Source organism: Bacillus carboniphilus (assembly GCF_039522365.1).
Classification (GTDB): Bacteria; Bacillota; Bacilli; order Bacillales; family JC228; genus Bacillus_BF; species Bacillus_BF carboniphilus.
Genome location: NZ_BAAADJ010000062.1, coordinates 74,255 through 91,113, shown reverse-complemented (window position 1 = coordinate 91,113; position 16,859 = coordinate 74,255). Strand labels below are relative to the sequence as shown.

Genomic DNA, 16,859 nt, shown 5'->3' with positions numbered 1-16,859 from the left:
GGACATACGTTCCGTTATTTGATGTTTTTAGAATGAAAATACGTAGTTTTCAGCTAAATAACGGAACCTCAGTCCGCGAAACCCATAAAATGCCTTGATTTTGCTAAAATAGCGGAACCTAAGTCCGATAGATTATGTATGTAGAGGAACTATCAAAAGAGAGGGGGAGGGACAGAGGGGACAGGAACCTGAACTGCACCCCAATTGTTAGACAGAAATAACAATTGGAGGTGCAGTTTTTTATGAAGAAGAATTATTCATTAATAACTATCCGAAATGCAGTTAAAGTTTATCTTAATGGCCATGATTCATTAAGGTCTGTAGCGAAGAGGTTCAATATTAGTAAGACTACTTTAAACAGATGGGTAGCGAAGTATAAAGAACATGGGTTAAAAGCCTTTTTAGAAACATGTACAAATTACTCTCTCGAGTTTAAAATGGACGTAATCAATTATATGTACGATACGGGAGCGTCCATTGAAGAGACCACTGCCAAGTTCAATGTTTCTTCATCCGGTGTGGTTAATAACTGGCTGAAATTATATGAAACACAAGGGATTGACGCTCTCATAATAAGGAATAAGAGGGAGCGTCTATCGATGGTAAAGAAGAAGCAAGAACAGAATGACAAGACAACAGATAAATCATTACAGGCTGAAAATGAGCGTTTACGAATGGAGAATGCTTATTTAAAAAAGTTACATGCCTTAATTCGGGAAAAAGAGAAATTACAGAACAAGAAAAAGCACAAATAATCTATGAATTAAGGCACGAATTTAAAGTAGTAGACTTAGTAAAAGTGGCTGGTATTAAGCGTAGCACCTACTATTATTGGGTGAAACAAATGAATCGCCCTGATAAATACCGCCAGGTTAAAAAAGTAATCCAAGAGATCTATCATGAACACAAAGGCCGCTATGGTTATCGCCGTATCACATTAGAACTACGGAATAACAGAGGGATTCTTATCAATCATAAAACAGTTTTACGCCTTATGAATGAACTAGGTCTAAAGAGTCTAGTTCGTATGAAGAAGTATCGTTCATACCGTGGTAAAGTGGGGAAAACAGCTCCTAATATCTTAGAACGTGATTTTAAAGCTACAAAGCCAAATGAGAAATGGGTAACGGATATAACTGAGTTCAAAATACATGGTGAGAAGCTATATTTATCACCAGTTCTAGACCTATACAATGGAGAAATTATTGCATTTAACTATGGGAAACGTCCATCTTATTCCCTAGTTTCAGAAATGCTTGATAAGGCTTTTACTAGATTAAGAGATGGCGATACACCTGTGCTTCATTCCGATCAGGGTTGGCATTACCAGATGAAGAAATACCACCACAAGTTAAAGATGAATAATGTCATACAAAGCATGTCACGTAAAGGAAATTGTTTAGATAACGCAGTTATCGAGAACTTCTTTGGGATATTAAAGTCTGAGCTACTTTACCTTCAGGATTTCGACAGTTTGGAGCATTTCATCGCAGAATTAGAAGAGTTTATATACTACTACAATCACAAGCGAATCAAGAAGAAACTAAAAGGATTAAGTCCTGTTAAGTTCAGGACTCAATCCTTGATAGCTGCTTAAAAAATATTTGTCTAACTTTAAGGGGTCACTTCAACCTTGTCCCATAATCAGTGTAAGAAACACTACCTATTACCGATCAGTCTCCCTAAAGCGAATATCGACAAGTTGTTCTGTTTCATTATTAAACCGAATATCAACAAACACACCAAACTCTTTCTGACCCTCTTTAAGCCAAAGCTTAAATTTTTCAATAGATGTCTGATTACCCTTAGCACGGCCAATATGAAGATAGTCCACAATTTTGGCATTCGGATATTTCTCTTTCGTCTTCTGCATAGCTATTTGGCCCCACTTTGCATATGGAGGAACCTGTTGTTGCTCAGCATGAATAGTACCATCTGTATCGGCTACCTGCATAAAACTACAGAACAACATCAAACAAATAATCACTTGAACACGGACAAGAATTTTCAACAATAAAACCCCCTTTTCCATAGTCTTTTCAATATCAATAAACATATGCACGCCGGGACAGGGGGACAGGAACCTTGTCCCACAGGGAGGAGTAACAAAATGGAGCCAATATTATTAAGTGTTCCAACTCAAATAGAAACCGATCGATTAACTTTAAGAGCACCAAGTGAAGGGGACGGGAGAGTGGTTAATGTAGCCATCAGGGAATCATTAAATGAACTTAAACCATGGCTCTCCTTTGCCCAAAGTATGCCTGCTGTAGAAGAAACCGAGGCAAACATAAGAAAAGCACTTGTTCAGTTTTTAGAAAGAAAAAGTTTTCGTTTTTTAATTTTTCATAAAGAAAACCAAGAATTTATAGGGACAGCAAGCATACATGGAATAGACTGGAGAATACCTAAAGGGGAGATTGGATACTGGGTAAGCACTCCATATAGCGGGAAAGGATATATGACCGAAGCTATACAGGCCATTACAAACTTCGGATTTGAAGAGTTAAAGCTCAATCGAATTCAAATTCAAATCGAATCAACGAACGAAAAAAGTCAAGCAATCCCGAGAAAATTAGGCTATAACCTAGAAGGCATCCTTAAAAATGACGACCTCTCGGCGGATGGTTCGAGACTAACAGACACATGCATATTCGCCTTAACCAGGTAGTGGGACAAGGGGACAGGTTTACTGTCCCACACAAAATATTCCATTTCTTCAGAATAATGTTATAATGATAGAGATACAACAAGATATTGCTTTCACCTTAGATGAAAAATATTGAGGAGGAAACAATATGAAAAAGCTATTAGTATCTGCCATTTTAATTCTCGGGCTTGTGTCTGTTGGGGGCACAGTTTCCGCAGACCCTGGCTGTATGGGACCATTACACAATCCATGCAATGAGTAAAAACAAAAGAACTTTGAGAGTTTCTCAAAGTTCTTTTCTCTTATAAGCTATTAAACTATTGAAGGAGAATCCATGAAGAAAAGAGTTTACGTTCTACTTTTATTTGTCTTGGCATTGGCTAACTGTACAAACACAAACACTGATTTTCCGAACCTACATGCACGAGTTCAAGATGAAAATATCAGTGTCAATGCTACAACAAATTTTTTCCGAAACAACAACTCTTTTTATGTAGCCATTATGATATTCAATAATGCCGATCATGCCATTGAATTGATTTTTGATTGTAATGATATTCTTCACTATTATGGAAAGCCAAAGGAAACCTTATGTATGGATGTATATGCTTCAACTTTAGATCCCCAGAAGAGCTACAAAGCCAGCATAGAAGTCCCAAATGAGCGCATAAAAATGGGAAATGATAACTTCCATGTTGAAATTAAATACCTATTGGTGGATGATCAATTTTCCTTAACTGTTCCATTTAAAGAATGAACCTTTAAATTTTACTTATAACGCCGAACGTTTGAAACTATTCTCATTTTTTCACCTAAAATAAAACGAGAGAATTTGAATTGAAAAGAGGGAGGGGCCCGATATGGACAAAATCGAACAAAGGTTAAAAAAGACCGATAAGAGAAGAAGGTTCATTACGTATGTGATAGCAAGTTTATTTATAATTACCATACTGTTCAACTTCGTGAAATTGCCAGTTACGATGGCAGGTTGGTTTGTCCCTTTTAAGGTGGATACCCCTACCTATCTACCATTAGATGTAGAACATCAATATGCTAAAGTAGTAGGCTTGGATACAGTGAAAATCTTGTATAAAGGATCTGGCGGAACTATCACCGTTTGGGCAACAACGAACATTGGCTGGAACAATGTTTCGACTTGGGATGAACAGGTTTCTCTTTTAGACGGAACAACGGCGTACTATGACTTTATAGACAACATGCAAATGATTAGCTGGAAAAAAGGGAATGTAGAATATGCCGTGGACTATCAAGGGGAGCCACTTTTGGCTAGAGAAGAATTGATTGAGATCGCTTCTTCCATAAAATAACGGTGGGACACTGAACCTGTCCCCGTGTCCCAGGAGGGAGAGCTATGATTACAGAGTTACATAAATCGGATTTTTATAAATGTAGAGAATTAGTAAATAAACATGGTCAATTAGAAGTTAAAGCAGTTATAGAAGGAGTCAATCCCGGTAGGATATTTGTTGATGATGCTAAAACTCCAGCTTCTGGATTGATCTGGTTAGGGAACAATGATGGCTTCATCTTTATTGGAGATGAGAAAAATGAAGGCTTTAATCGGGAGTTGAACGGATTTATTGATCAAGTCATCATTCCAGAGGCAGCAAAAGAAGGGCTGGCTTGGTTTGAAGCTATAGGAAATCATGAGAAATGGTATAGCACGATTGAAAAAGTTTTTAAACATCGTGATTTAGGAAGCTGGAATCAGCGGGTGTATATACTTCACAATAATGATTACAACAGTCAAAGTGAAGTATCTATTGATCCAAAATATAGCGTACTTAAAATAAATGAAACCCTCTTTCATAACCAAGATAACTTCATTCAAAATATAGAATTTCTCCACTCCAAAATTTTAGAGTTTTGGACTACTCCAGATGCTTTCTTTAGAAATGGAATTGGCTATTGTGTAGTTCACAAAAATAGGATTGTGAGTGTATGCTCTTCAGGTTTTGTTGTAGATGGCACTCATTGCATTGATATTGAGACATTAGAAGAGCACCAAGGACAAAAATTAGCTCAAAAAGTAGCCCATGCTTTTGTGAAAGATTGTTTGGCACACAATCAAGTCCCGTACTGGGATTGTATGGAGTCAAACAAGCCATCTGTTGCAGTTGCTGAGAAATTAGGATTTTGCAATACATTTAACTATGATGGCTATGAATTTTCCATGAAGAAATAAGTAAAAGTAGAGACGTGTAGGAGTATATGTTAGAAGGAACCAGTTTCGGTTCCTTTTCTTTTAATGATTGTTCGGGTGCTTTAATTGAGATTTACTCCCGCGATTGGAGTTGTAATGCTTCCCCTTACTGTTATCTCCACTTGCCACTTCCTGTCCAAACTCAGTGTCTAACTTCCCGGAATTTTGGGGTGAACTTTGATTCTTACTTCCATGTCGGTTATTGCGTTTTGTCATGATCTACACCTCCCATTAAGAACGTTATTCTTAGCATTCCTTGGTTGCTTGGTTTCATTACAAAAAATCGAAAAGCAGGATAGAAAAGTGATATGTAAACGAATAAGGTTGTTTTTCTTCTACTAATTTTGGTAGGCCATACCTTGGAAAAAGGGATTAACGTTTCTTTTATGGAATGTACTAACTAAGGTTAGTGATAAAAAGAACAATGGAGGAACTAAATGAGCAACATTGATAAAAGGAACCGTTTAGACGAGAATTACAGGGAATTTTAAAAGAGGAAATAAAGGGTCATGAAATGACTTTTTATAAAAAAATAATGAACCAGCCAAGGAGGAAAAAATGAAAGCACTACTAATTATTGACGTTCAAAATGGAATGTTTTTGAAGGGCTATGAAGTTTTTAATGGAGAAAATTTGATCCACAATATAAAAACACTTATCTCAAAAGCCCGATCTACTCATACTCCGATTTTTTATGTGCAACATAATGAAGGGGAAGGCGAACCGCTAGAAACGGGAACGATCGGATGGGAAATTCACCCTGAAATTGCACCGGAGGAAGGAGATGTCGTCATCCAAAAAACAACACCCGATTCCTTTTTTAAAACACCATTGGACGAGGAACTTAAAAAGAGGGGAATTGAACATCTTATCATCACCGGAATTCAAACAGACTTATGTGTAGATACGACTTGCCGGAGAGCTGTAAGCGAGGGCTATAAAATAACTTTGGTTTCAGATGCGCACAGTACATGGCCATCCGAAGAGCTAACCGCCCAACAAATCATAAACCATCATAACGGAACTCTTCGTTGGTTTGGAAATGTTCTTGGGACAGAGGGGACAGGTTTCAGTGTCCCAAAAAAGGGATTGATTTAGGGGAATTTTTCATATAAAATGGAGAAAGTAGTTTAAGAGAACACAATATATTGTGTCTGAAATAATTTAATCAACTAAATATTGTGTGTCGTAAGTGTAGATGCCGATTTGGCTTAATAGGGAATCTGGTTAGAAACCAGAACTGCCCCCGCAACTGTAAGTGATGACGAAATGGAAATACCCACTGTGGCAATTGCCATGGGAAGGTTCTAGAGTAGGTTGAATCACAAGTCAGGAGACCTGTCTATGCTTAGTATCTTTCACTTTTTCGGGGATGGAGAAGATGAAGGGGTGACAATAGGAGTCTATTCTTCTAGTGTAATCTTTTCATCCGTTCATTCAATATGAACGGTTTTTTTATTTTTATAAACAATCCGTCCTCATGCTAATGCCAACAATTAGAGGAGGAACCCAAATGATTACTACTGTGGATTCAGAATTAAACCTTGTACTAAACACTATTGAACAAGCGGCAAAGGAATACAAGCTAGACACAACCCATCTAAAAGAACAAATCATGAAGGTGGCTGAACGTGAGGAAGTCAACCAAACGGCCCTTCTGTACGCGTTAAACCAGATTAAAATGGACGAACCCAATTGGACGTATTTAGCGGCTCGTCTATATGTAAGAGATTTATATAAACAGGCTGCTCAAAATAGAGGATATGACGTTGGAAAGAAATACGGTAACCTCAATCAGTTAATCCGCATCTTGGTGGAAAAAGGTATATACTCGTCCCACTTAATAAGTGCCTATACAAAAGAGGAAATAGACGAGTTAGAGCAAAGTATCAAACCTGAAAAAGATTATTTATTCAACTACATAGGCCTCTTCTTATTAGCGGATCGCTACTTGGCCAGAGACCATGACCGCAATCTTTACGAACTGCCTCAAGAAAGATTTATGGTGATTGCGATGACGATTATGAGTCAGGAGAAAAAAGAAAAACGTCTGGAGCTTGTAAAAGAAGCGTATTGGGCAATGAGCAATTTGTACATGACAGTGGCGACGCCAACTCTGTCAAATGCCGGAAAAAACTTCGGTCAATTATCTTCTTGTTTTATCGATACGGTTGATGACTCGTTAGATGGTATTTATTTAAATAATTGGGATATCGCTCGCTTAAGTAAGGATGGCGGAGGAATTGGAGTTTATTTCGGAAAAGTCCGTGCTTTAGGTTCTGACATAAAGAAATTTAAAGGAAATTCTTCAGGCGTGGTTCCATGGATTCGACTTATAAATGATACTGCTGTCAGTGTCGATCAATTAGGTCAACGTCAAGGAGCAATCGCCGTGTATTTGGATGTTTTTCACAAGGATATCATGAACGGATTTCTGGATTTAAAAACCAATAATGGGGATGAGAGAAGAAAAGCGCATGATATTTTTACAGGGGTAGCGATCCCTGATCTCTTTATGAAAAAGCTTCAGGAAACAGATGAAAACGGAAGAAGTATCGGAGAGTGGCATACGTTTTGTCCCCACCAGGTCAAACAAATCATGGGATGGAAAGATGAACAAGGAAATCCCTTAGGACTCGAGGATTTTTACGATGAAAGAGATTGTCTGTATTTTACTCAAAAGTATGAAGAGGCTGTTGGAAATCCTTTGCTCCCTAGAAAAACGTATCGTGCAATGGATATTATGGCTCGAATCATGGTTTCTCAGCTTGAAACTGGAACTCCGTATATGTTTTACAGGGATGAAGTGAACCGTCAAAATCCGAATAAGCACTTAAGAGGCGTCGGTCGAACCTCTATCTATTGTAGTAATTTATGTACGGAAATTGCTCAAAACATGTCAGCTACACATATTGTCAAAGAGTATGTGAATGAAGACGGTGATATTGTCATTGTCCGCAAGCCGGGAGAGTTTGTGGTGTGTAATCTATCATCAATCAATTTAGCAAGAGCAGTTTCACATAGTATCCTACCTCGTTTGATTAAAATTCAAGTAAGAATGCTAGACAACGTAATAGATTTAAACGCAATATCAGTCAGACAAGCTGAACAGACGAACAAAAAGTACCGCGCAGTGGGGCTAGGTACTTTTGGTTGGCATCACCTACTTTCGTTGATTGGGATTCATTGGGAATCTGAGGATGCAGTCAAATATGCTGATAAATTATATGAATCTATTGCTTTTCAAACGATTAAAGCATCAATGGAACTTTCAAAAGAAAAAGGAAGCTATAGTCAATTTGAGGGTTCAGAATGGCAAACCGGCCGTTATTTTGAAAGAAGAAGTTATGTTTCTGAAAAATGGCAGGAGTTACAGTCCAATGTTGCAAAACACGGTATACGAAACGGATGGCTAATGGCGGTTGCACCCAATTCTTCGACCGCTAAAATTGGCGGTTCCACTGATGGGATTGATCCCATCTATTCAGTAGAATATGCAGAAGAGAAGAAGAATTTTAAGTTTAAAGTAACTGCACCGGATCTGGACCATCGTACTTATCTTTATTACCGTCGCGCACGCCATGAATTAGACCAATTATGGAGCATCAAACAAAATGCAGCTAGGCAACGCCATATAGACCAAGGGGTTAGCTTTAACTTATATGTTCGTCATGATATAAAAGCGAAGGATTTACTAAATTTACATGTAGAGGCATGGAAGAAAGGGCTTAAAACGACGTATTACGTGAGAAGTACTTCACAAGCAGAGATTGAAGAATGTGAAGCATGTCATAGCTAAGATGGAGGAGGAACGAAGATGAGCTCGCAAACCCTTTTGAAAAAAATAAAACTAATGAATCCTGAACATCCAAATAAAGCAACAGGGTTGGTAAATGGACAATCTTCTGGTCTATTAAACTGGAACGATATTGCCTATCCTCAAATGTATACGATCTACCAAACGTTATTATCGAACTTTTGGAAGGCACAAGAAATCAATATGCAGGATGATATAAAGCAATGGGACCTGCTGACATCGCAAGAAAAAGATGTGTTTTTACGTATAAACACCCAGCTGGCGTCTTTAGATAGTCTCCAGACACCAACAATGAGTCAGGTCATGGATTATGTAACGGACTCTAGCTGCAAAGCAATCTTTGCTGTGATTTCACAACAGGAGGCGGTCCATAATGAATCGTACTCGTATATTTTGAGTTCACTAGTCCCATTAAGAGAGCAGAATGAACGGTTTATTCAGGCAAAAGAAGATCCTATGGTCATGAAGCGAAATGAGGTGATTTTGGAGTCCTATGAAAAATTTAGAAATAAGCCAAGTTTACAAAACCTATTCGAGCTTTGCATCAACTCTATCAATTTAGAGGGGATTTATTTTTACGCAGGGTTTGCCTTTTTCTACAATCTTGCTCGGCAGCAAAAGATGCTAAAAACCAGTACCATGATTAGCTATATCCAGCGGGATGAAATGCAGCATGCTTATTTTACTACGATGTTTGTAAGGATTTTGATGACCGAAAACCCAGATTTGAATACGGAGGAAAATATTCAGTATATTTATGATTCGATCCATCAGGCTGTGGAGCTTGAGAAAGAATGGGCGGAGTACATTTTACATGATATAAGTGGGATTGATTTGGATGAGTTTGAGGGATATATCGAATATTTAGCTAATAAAAGGCTTCGTCAACTAGGATTATCAAACCTGTATAAGGAAAGAGAAAATCCAATGCCGTGGATTCATGTGTTCAGTGATGAAATGATTAATGAGACGAAATCCGACTTCTTTGAGCAAAAATCTAGAACCTATACGAAGGTTACCCAATCGAATGGTTTTGATGAATTGTAGGTGTACCAGGTGAGGATAGCGATTGTGTACACCTCGGTAACCGGGAATACGGAAGAAGTAGCCGTGACACTTCATTCCATGATTGGCGGAGATCTGATAAAGGTACAGTCATTCGATGTGGGGAAACTATGCCAGTATGATGCTGTATTAGTAGGCACCTATACTTGGGGAAGCGGAGAAATTCCTGTAGAAATGCGAAGGCTGTACGAGGCATTCGAACAACAAACAGTGGAGCATCTCGTTACAGGTGTTTTTGGAACAGGTGACCGATGCTTCGCCCATTTTTGTGGAGCCGTCGACCGATTCCGAGACATGCTAGCGGTCCATACCAACCTAGCCGTCACCTTAAAAATCGAACAAAGGCCACAACCAGAAGACATAGCCAAATGCCAAAAATTTGTAGAACTGGTGGGACAGAGGGGACAGGAACCCTGTCCCGCACCAAAATAAGCTGGGACAGGGTCCCTGTCCCCTTGTCCCTGTCAGTCCGTCAGGCTTTGGAGCTGGAGAAAGAATGGGCGGGTTACATGTTTTATTCTGCTTGATTCAGGTTATTAATTTCCTAAATAGTCATAGTAAGGGCAAGTGGGATTGGGAAACCATCACTAATTGTCTTATTCAACTAAAAGACCACAAAGGAGAGAATAACATGAAAAAGCAGCCTTACCTGAGATTTGGAGCTATGGTGTTAACCTCTACAATTGTGATGTATGTATTTAAGTATTTGAGTACATATGAGGTAGGTCATGTATATTTTAGTGAGACTAGGCTGTATATGGCCTTATTGATGGGAGCTTCCATGGCCGTTATAATGCTAGCATTTATGACACATATGTTAAAGAACCGAAAGAAAAACATAGGGATTCTTATCACCAGTTTCTTTGTTTTCTTCATTTCCTTGTACTTGCTACGTAGCCAATCGCTGGTCGATGATACAGATTATATGCAAGCAATGATTCCTCATCACTCTATTGCTATTTTAACAAGTGAACGTGCAAAAATTGAAGATCCTAGAGTCAGAAAACTGGCAGATGAGATTATAAAAGCACAACGGAAAGAGATTAAAGAAATGAAGAAACTAATTAAGGAGCTAGAATAGGGAAGATGGGACATAGGGGACAGGAACCTTGTCCCACAAAACATAACGTTAAAAAAGCGTTCACTAGTGGTGAACGCTTTTTTATTTATATTTATCTTGCAGGAATTCTCCAATATGAATAGAATTGGAACCAAACCCACTCTTGAAAGGCGGGCTATTTTTGCTAAAAGCATGCTGGAAGAATTTATTATATATTTTCAACCACAAACTAAATGTTCTGGTAGAATGTTGGAAAGCAGGTTTATATATTCAAGGGATCACCCATGATCTTTCCAAATTCTCTCCAAAAGAGTTTTTTCCGTATGCAAAGAAGTTCTTTAAGGAAGGGGAACTTAGCAAGGAAGATCAATTAAAATGGCAATATGCCTGGCTCCATCACCAACAAAAAAACAAACATCATTGGGAGCATTGGGTGGTAAACCCGAAAACAAAAGAAGCATTGCCAATGCCAAGAAAATATCTGATTGAAATGGTTTGTGATTGGCGTTCCTTTTCGCGAAAGTGGGGACGGAAGGTGAAAAATCGTACACTCGATTTGTCTGACAGCATCATTTTACATCCAGATACACGAAAAGAGCTTGAGGCTTTTCTCGCGAAAGAAAAGAGCCTTTACAAAAGTGGTGTGTCATAATGAGTGAGAAACTAAGGAAAGACTTAATCCGATATCAAAAAGCACACCAACACAAATGGAATCAATTCCTCCATTACCTTGCTTTTCTATTCGCATTCCTTGCGTGGATTTTTTTGTTTATCAACATTTTTGTAACACTTTCCTTTGCCATCTTACATTATATATTTTCATGGATTGGTCATTTTTACTTTGAAAAAAATAAGCCAGCTTCCTTTAAGAGACCATGGCTCGGATTCTATGCCGGGTTCATTTGGTTCTTTATGAAAAGCTTTGAACTTTTAACAGGTAAAAAAATATTACCACGATGAGTGGGACAAGGTTCCTGTCCCCTCTGTCCCGCTGGATATGAGGTGTTTTAGTTGAAAACTGTTTTACGCGAAATTAAATTAGAAGGTAGTTTTAATTTTAGAGATTTGGGCGGTTATCAGACGGTAGATGGACGTAGAGTGAAGCAAGGTCTATTATACCGCTCAGGGAATTTAAGTAGATTAACAGAATCAGATATGGAGATTATCAAACCACTAGGGATTAAAAAGATTTGTGATTTACGTGGTGATGATGAAGTTGAGAGATTTCCAGATCCATTGATTGCTGAAGCTGTGTGGCATCATACACCTATTCTTTCGGATGAGATGATGCTTGGACAAGTTGGTGAACACACAAGTTTTGCCGATCAGCTTAGAAAAACAAAACCAGGCGAGCTTCTTTTGAATTTAAATAAGAAAATGGTTTCCTATAGGAATGCCTTTCGAAAAGTATTGGATGTACTGTTAACAGAGCCTCAAACTCCATTACTTTTCCATTGCATGGCAGGAAAGGATCGAACTGGTGCAGTGGCAGCGCTTATTCTGAGTGTTCTCGGAGTACCGCGTAACGTAATTCTCGAAGACTATTTATACACGAATGAGACGTTAGAGGAAGCAAATGCGAATTTTTACGCCATTGGATACAACGATCTACCTAATATTGATCAGAAAGTACTTGAGGCTTTATTTGAGGCTCGTGCTGAGTATATCCATGCATACTTAGATGAATTAGAAGCGGGATTTGAAAGTGCGGAAGTATACGCTGTAGAAGTGTTGGGACTTTCATTAGAGGATATTGATACATTGAAAAGCCATTTATTAGAGTAGAAGCAAGGGGATGGGACAAGGTTCCTGTCCCCTTGTCCCGTTTTGCATATGTTTGTTAGAGGAGGTAGATACTAACAGAAACTGAATTAGGAGAGAGGTTGTCATGACCACGATTAAGCCGATTAGTGTGAGCTCCAGTAAGACAAGTCCGGATAACCCAATGACAGCAGCTGAAATGGGTAAGCTTCGAGCTACATATCTTGGGAACAGCATGTCCAAGTGTATAATAAGTTACTATTTACAGCACGTTGAGGATGAAGATATTAAAACGTTATTAGAAAATGCATTGACGATTGTGGTTGACTTTATGCAGTCCATTGAAACGTTGTTTAATAAAGAGAATTTTCCATTACCTAAGGGTTTTGGTGAAGAAGATGTAAACCTAAATGCCCCTAGACTATTTGAAGATGAATTTTATGTTCACTACTTAAAATATACCGCCAAGGCTGGCATGAGTATCTATAGTGTAGCGATTCCCTTAGTTTTCAGGGACGACATTAAGGAGTTTTTCGTGAATTCTATGAAATCCACCATAGAATTGATGGAACAAATTAAAGCTTTGTTGATGGCCAAAGGATTTATTATTAAACCACCCATCGTCCCTGTTCCAGAAAAAGTTGAATATGTAGATTATAAATTTACAAATGGTTACTTGGGTGAAGTCCGACCTCTACATGCACTAGAAATAACCCATTTTTACGATAACATCGAAAATAGTATCACAAGTAAAGCTCTTGTTATGGCGTTTAGCCAAGTAGCTAAGGATGAAGAAATACGGGAGTTGTTTAAGAAAGGAACGGACATTACTTCTACAAATATTGAAAAGTATAGAAAAAAACTAGAAGACCAAAACCTTCCAGCTCCTTCACTAATTGACCATTTAGTTACAGAATCAGCCATTCCGCCATTCTCAGACAAAATTATGCTATTTCATAAAATGGATATGTTCAGCATGAAAATTAGAGCCATTGGAAATTCCATTGCTGTAGATGGAAGAAATGATATCTCCTTACTCTATTCAGGGGCATTTATGAGAGTATCCGACTTTGCTAAGGAAGCACTAAAACTGTACATACAAAATGGTTGGATGGAAAAGCCAATACTTGCCATCGACCGCTAAGTGGGACAAGGGGACAGGAACCTTGTCCCACTTAGCGTCGTTCAATTGAACCTTCCAAACACTAGTTGATTTCAAGCAAAGATATAAAGGTTCTCTTATCCGGCCGAAGGTTTGAAAGGGAAACCCATCTGGGACACTAAACCTGTCCCCGTGTCCCGCTTAGATGTGTTGGTCTACAAGGATTGGGTTACCATCTGGGTCTTCTATTGTGAAACTAGCTGGACCTTCACTTGATTCATCTGCTTCCGTTAGTAGTTTGACGCCTTTTTCCTTTAGTTGCTTTTGTAGGTCTCGGATGTCGGTATACGAGTCGAGCTGCTCTGCGCTTTGATTCCAACCCGGATTAAATGTTAGGATGTTCTTTTCAAACATTCCTTGGAATAACCCGATGACACAGTCTCCATTCTTCAAAATTAGCCAATTATGGCTAATATCTCCGCCTAGAACCTCAAACCCAAGATCTTCATAAAAGGCTTTTGATTTGTGAATGTCTTTTACACTTAAACTTACTGAAAATGCACCTAGTTTCATAGTGGCCTCCTCTTAATTACTATTGTTTTTGGTAAAAAAAACCTAATCTAACTCTAGTATAGAAGAACAGTTGGTTGCTCACAAGCCTATTCAAGCCGATAAGTTCCTTTATATACCATGTCCCCAATTATTAAATGAATGTAAACTATTAAATTAGAAATCATTTTTAAGGGGAATGGAATATATGATTAGGGACATTATGTTCATAGTATTAGTGCTTACTATTGGGTTATGGGTGCTTCAAACTACAGTGTTTAGTTCAGATTCTAGGGAAAATGCTAGGGGAGAAGCCATTGAATCAATTGTTAAGGAAGAAGAAACGGAAGTTAAAAAGGAACCGAAAAAGGAACTTATAGAAACTACATTGAAAGAAGACAAAATTCCAAAAGATCCAGAACCTACAGAGTCAGAACAGGAAAAAGAAACGACAACTGTAGATAAAACCACAAAAAATGTCGTTGGCAGTGAAAAAACAACAATTATTGAAGAAACTAAGTCCGGAAGTAAAGTGGAAAATAAAGAAAATGATTACCCGCAAGGCAAAGATCTAAGTAATGATCCAGACTATATCGCTGAACTTAAAAAGATATACAGCGAAGAAGACCTTGATAGACTAAATTCACCAAGGAAATGGGTATCTATGCCGAATGTAGTGGGTATGAACGAGGCAAATGCTATTAGTAAGTTACGCTCAATGGGGCTTGTTGCTAGAGTTGAATACGAAGATCAAGGAAAACCGGTAGGTACTGTGGTAAAACAGGAATTTCCTGCGGGTACGGAGTGGAATACAGATGCATCTTTTTTCATTTGGGTGCAGCCAAAAGTTGAGAAAAATGAAGAATTGGAAACAGAAAAGGTAACGGAAACGACACTGGATGTAGAACAACCTATAGAAAATGAAAATCCTAATGATTCAATGGATGATGTTGAATCTGTAGGTCCATAATCGAAATTTCCAATGAATGTGTTAATCCATGCAGGGGTTAACGCATTTTTTGTTGAATTTATTACAGGGTAATTTTTCCAGTGATAAATGACTCAGCTAAAAAGGAGGAAGTAATTTGAAAATAGTGAAAAGGCTACTACCTTTATTCTGTTTTATACCGATATTATTGATAACGGGCTGCACGAAAAATGAAACGGCTTCAATATCTGATCAGGTCATATCAGAACTTCAAAATAAAGTTGAAAAACTTGAACAAACCATTGAAAGACAACAAGAATCAATTACAGCACACAACAACCAGTTGAATAAGATTAATGAAGGAGAATCTTTAAATAAAAATATTGCTATTATTGAAGAGTCTTATTCTTATTTGCAAAACCATCTATTTGTACTAGAAACAGTTATTCAACACACCACTACTTCCAAAACAGCTGTCCTAAATAGTGCTGAAATTATAGGAGATTCAATACATATAAACATTACGTATACAAACAAAATACGTGATGAAAATGCGCCCAATAATTTCCGTCTTGTAGAAACAGGTGAAGGAACCCGAACAATAAGTATTACAGACGATGTACCTATACTTATTTTAGACGGTCCCTCGAAATTAAAAGAAGCTGAATGGGAACACGTAGGAGATCATCAACGCTTTCTTCAGCTATTTGAAAAGAATGGTGAAGTTGTCTGTATTTTAGAATGGTATATACCTTAGAATAATCTGGAGGCCAGGAAATGAAACTTGAATTTGTCTTCATACTCATCTTTTCATTTTGTATTTCAACCATAGCAGTCAATTCGATCATGAAAAAGAAGAGTCATAAATGGGTTGCCATAATAACTGGTTCTATTGTCAATACACTGGTTTTATCCATATCCACTCTAATTCTCTACAGCTCAGATCCTCAAACATTTCATAAGCAAACAGAAGGATTGTTTGACAGTTTAGGAATACTTGTTCTGGTATTTTTCATACCAATCCTCACTTTCATGAACCATTGTTTCTTATTTTTTATAAAAAAGAAGATACTTTGAAGAGACGAGGAATTAATTGTTAAAATGTAATATGAAAGGAGAAGAAGAAATGTCCAGAAAGAAAGTATCAAAAACCATTTCTTTTACACTTGTAATCTTACTTATCTTTTTAGGAATCAACTCCTATCAGCATTACCAAAATGAAAAACAACAGTGGGAAAATTTTATCAGACATTTTTACTCCACTATTGATCGTGCTCATAATAGAATCGATCTTTTAATAGAAAAAAGACCAACAGATGAAGCTTTAAGTCAAGTCATTCGCGAGTTAGAGATAGAGTTTATAAAAGCCAATGAGATTGTTATTAGTGGAAATTCGTATGTGGATGATGATATTTACAACACGTTTTTTTTCCGTAGGGTTCCATCTCTTCTAAATGGTTTAAAAATGACTGGTACTCTGACAGCTGAAATACAACCATTGGCTGAGGACAATCAGTTGGATGAAGCGGAAGTTGCGATATTACAAGTCATTAAAGATTGTCTAACGAAAGCCAAGCAGGCCATTTATTCAGAAGGAGAGAATGGACCTAATCTAGATTTAACTGTAGCCGAACTTAATGATGTACTAAAAACTTACTTATTAAAGGACATCCCGGAAATCTACAATGAATCTAGGAGTTAAG

The 16,859-nt window shown here is 37.8% G+C and carries 20 protein-coding genes and 1 riboswitch; of the genes, 17 read left to right on the top strand and 3 right to left on the bottom strand.

Annotated features, from left to right (window positions below; all coding sequences use genetic code 11):
* Nucleotides 1–242 precede the first annotated feature (242 nt).
* Nucleotides 243–1,597 (top strand): IS3 family transposase gene (locus ABDZ91_RS19325; RefSeq protein ID WP_425541871.1). Its coding sequence is split into 2 segments (ribosomal slippage): nt 243–690 and nt 690–1,597, totalling 1,356 coding nucleotides; the frame shifts between segments, so codons are not numbered across the junction.
* 69 nt (nt 1,598–1,666) lie between these two features.
* On the opposite strand, the gene ABDZ91_RS19320 is transcribed toward ABDZ91_RS19325, so the two are convergent.
* Nucleotides 1,667–2,014, bottom strand: coding sequence for a YqzG/YhdC family protein (locus ABDZ91_RS19320; RefSeq protein ID WP_343802779.1), 348 nt, complete (start codon nt 2,012–2,014; stop codon nt 1,667–1,669).
* A gap of 96 nt (nt 2,015–2,110) precedes the next feature.
* Here ABDZ91_RS19320 and ABDZ91_RS19315 point away from each other — a divergent pair, with 96 nt between their 5' ends.
* The 4 genes from ABDZ91_RS19315 to ABDZ91_RS19300 all read left to right on the top strand — a co-directional run bounded on the left by ABDZ91_RS19315 (nt 2,111) and on the right by ABDZ91_RS19300 (nt 4,856).
* The gene (locus tag ABDZ91_RS19315) at nt 2,111–2,671 is read left to right on the top strand and encodes a GNAT family N-acetyltransferase (RefSeq protein WP_343802775.1); all 561 of its coding nucleotides are present in this window, start codon (nt 2,111–2,113) and stop codon (nt 2,669–2,671) included.
* Between the two features lie 313 nt (nt 2,672–2,984).
* Complete coding sequence (locus ABDZ91_RS19310) at nt 2,985–3,407, top strand: hypothetical protein (RefSeq protein WP_343802772.1); 423 nt, start codon at nt 2,985–2,987, stop codon at nt 3,405–3,407.
* 103 nt (nt 3,408–3,510) lie between these two features.
* Nucleotides 3,511–3,978 (top strand): hypothetical protein, encoded by a 468-nt coding sequence (locus tag ABDZ91_RS19305; protein ID WP_343802767.1) that lies wholly within the window; start codon nt 3,511–3,513, stop codon nt 3,976–3,978.
* A gap of 44 nt (nt 3,979–4,022) precedes the next feature.
* The gene (locus tag ABDZ91_RS19300; RefSeq protein ID WP_343802764.1) at nt 4,023–4,856 is read left to right on the top strand and encodes a GNAT family N-acetyltransferase; all 834 of its coding nucleotides are present in this window, start codon (nt 4,023–4,025) and stop codon (nt 4,854–4,856) included.
* 60 nt (nt 4,857–4,916) lie between these two features.
* Here ABDZ91_RS19300 and ABDZ91_RS19295 read toward each other — a convergent pair whose 3' ends face one another.
* Nucleotides 4,917–5,090 carry an imidazoleglycerol-phosphate dehydratase gene (locus tag ABDZ91_RS19295; protein WP_343802761.1) on the bottom strand — a complete coding sequence of 58 codons (174 nt, stop codon included), beginning with the start codon at nt 5,088–5,090 and terminating at the stop codon, nt 4,917–4,919.
* Nucleotides 5,091–5,432: 342 nt separating this feature from the next.
* On the opposite strand from ABDZ91_RS19295, the gene ABDZ91_RS19290 reads away from it, so the two are divergent.
* The 9 genes from ABDZ91_RS19290 (at nt 5,433) to ABDZ91_RS19250 (ending at nt 13,721) form a co-directional block, all read left to right on the top strand.
* Complete coding sequence (locus ABDZ91_RS19290) at nt 5,433–5,972, top strand: cysteine hydrolase family protein (protein WP_343802758.1); 540 nt, start codon at nt 5,433–5,435, stop codon at nt 5,970–5,972.
* Nucleotides 5,973–6,053: 81 nt separating this feature from the next.
* Nucleotides 6,054–6,234: riboswitch (cobalamin riboswitch) on the top strand.
* A gap of 153 nt (nt 6,235–6,387) precedes the next feature.
* Nucleotides 6,388–8,673, top strand: coding sequence for a ribonucleoside-diphosphate reductase subunit alpha (locus ABDZ91_RS19285; protein ID WP_343802755.1), 2,286 nt, complete (start codon nt 6,388–6,390; stop codon nt 8,671–8,673).
* A gap of 18 nt (nt 8,674–8,691) precedes the next feature.
* On the top strand, nt 8,692–9,738 hold the full coding sequence (locus ABDZ91_RS19280; protein WP_343802753.1) for a ribonucleotide-diphosphate reductase subunit beta: 1,047 nt from the start codon (nt 8,692–8,694) through the stop codon (nt 9,736–9,738).
* 9 nt (nt 9,739–9,747) lie between these two features.
* Nucleotides 9,748–10,188, top strand: a complete 441-nt coding sequence (locus tag ABDZ91_RS19275; RefSeq protein ID WP_343802750.1) for a flavodoxin domain-containing protein — start codon at nt 9,748–9,750, stop codon at nt 10,186–10,188.
* Between the two features lie 199 nt (nt 10,189–10,387).
* The gene (locus tag ABDZ91_RS19270) at nt 10,388–10,837 is read left to right on the top strand and encodes a DUF305 domain-containing protein (RefSeq protein ID WP_343802747.1); all 450 of its coding nucleotides are present in this window, start codon (nt 10,388–10,390) and stop codon (nt 10,835–10,837) included.
* A 160-nt stretch (nt 10,838–10,997) separates the two neighbouring features.
* The gene (locus tag ABDZ91_RS19265) at nt 10,998–11,468 is read left to right on the top strand and encodes a DUF5662 family protein (RefSeq protein WP_343802744.1); all 471 of its coding nucleotides are present in this window, start codon (nt 10,998–11,000) and stop codon (nt 11,466–11,468) included.
* Nucleotides 11,468–11,776 carry a DUF962 domain-containing protein gene (locus tag ABDZ91_RS19260; protein ID WP_343802741.1) on the top strand — a complete coding sequence of 103 codons (309 nt, stop codon included), beginning with the start codon at nt 11,468–11,470 and terminating at the stop codon, nt 11,774–11,776. Before ABDZ91_RS19265 ends, ABDZ91_RS19260 begins: the two co-directional genes overlap by 1 nt.
* A 51-nt stretch (nt 11,777–11,827) precedes the next feature.
* Nucleotides 11,828–12,601 carry a tyrosine-protein phosphatase gene (locus ABDZ91_RS19255; RefSeq protein ID WP_343802739.1) on the top strand — a complete coding sequence of 258 codons (774 nt, stop codon included), beginning with the start codon at nt 11,828–11,830 and terminating at the stop codon, nt 12,599–12,601.
* A 103-nt stretch (nt 12,602–12,704) separates the two neighbouring features.
* Nucleotides 12,705–13,721 (top strand): DUF3231 family protein, encoded by a 1,017-nt coding sequence (locus ABDZ91_RS19250; RefSeq protein ID WP_343802736.1) that lies wholly within the window; start codon nt 12,705–12,707, stop codon nt 13,719–13,721.
* 159 nt (nt 13,722–13,880) lie between these two features.
* On the opposite strand, the gene ABDZ91_RS19245 is transcribed toward ABDZ91_RS19250, so the two are convergent.
* Complete coding sequence (locus ABDZ91_RS19245) at nt 13,881–14,252, bottom strand: VOC family protein (RefSeq protein WP_343802733.1); 372 nt, start codon at nt 14,250–14,252, stop codon at nt 13,881–13,883.
* 184 nt (nt 14,253–14,436) lie between these two features.
* Between ABDZ91_RS19245 and ABDZ91_RS19240 the strand changes: the two genes are divergently transcribed.
* From ABDZ91_RS19240 to ABDZ91_RS19230, 3 genes are all read left to right on the top strand, one after another.
* Entirely contained in the window at nt 14,437–15,198 is a 762-nt protein-coding gene (locus tag ABDZ91_RS19240) for a PASTA domain-containing protein (protein WP_343802731.1), read from the top strand.
* Between the two features lie 115 nt (nt 15,199–15,313).
* Nucleotides 15,314–15,913: a coiled-coil domain-containing protein gene (locus ABDZ91_RS19235; protein WP_343802728.1), complete on the top strand. Its 600-nt coding sequence runs from the start codon at nt 15,314–15,316 to the stop codon at nt 15,911–15,913.
* A 369-nt stretch (nt 15,914–16,282) separates the two neighbouring features.
* Nucleotides 16,283–16,858, top strand: a complete 576-nt coding sequence (locus tag ABDZ91_RS19230; protein ID WP_343802725.1) for a hypothetical protein — start codon at nt 16,283–16,285, stop codon at nt 16,856–16,858.
* Nucleotide 16,859: the final 1 nt, after the last annotated feature.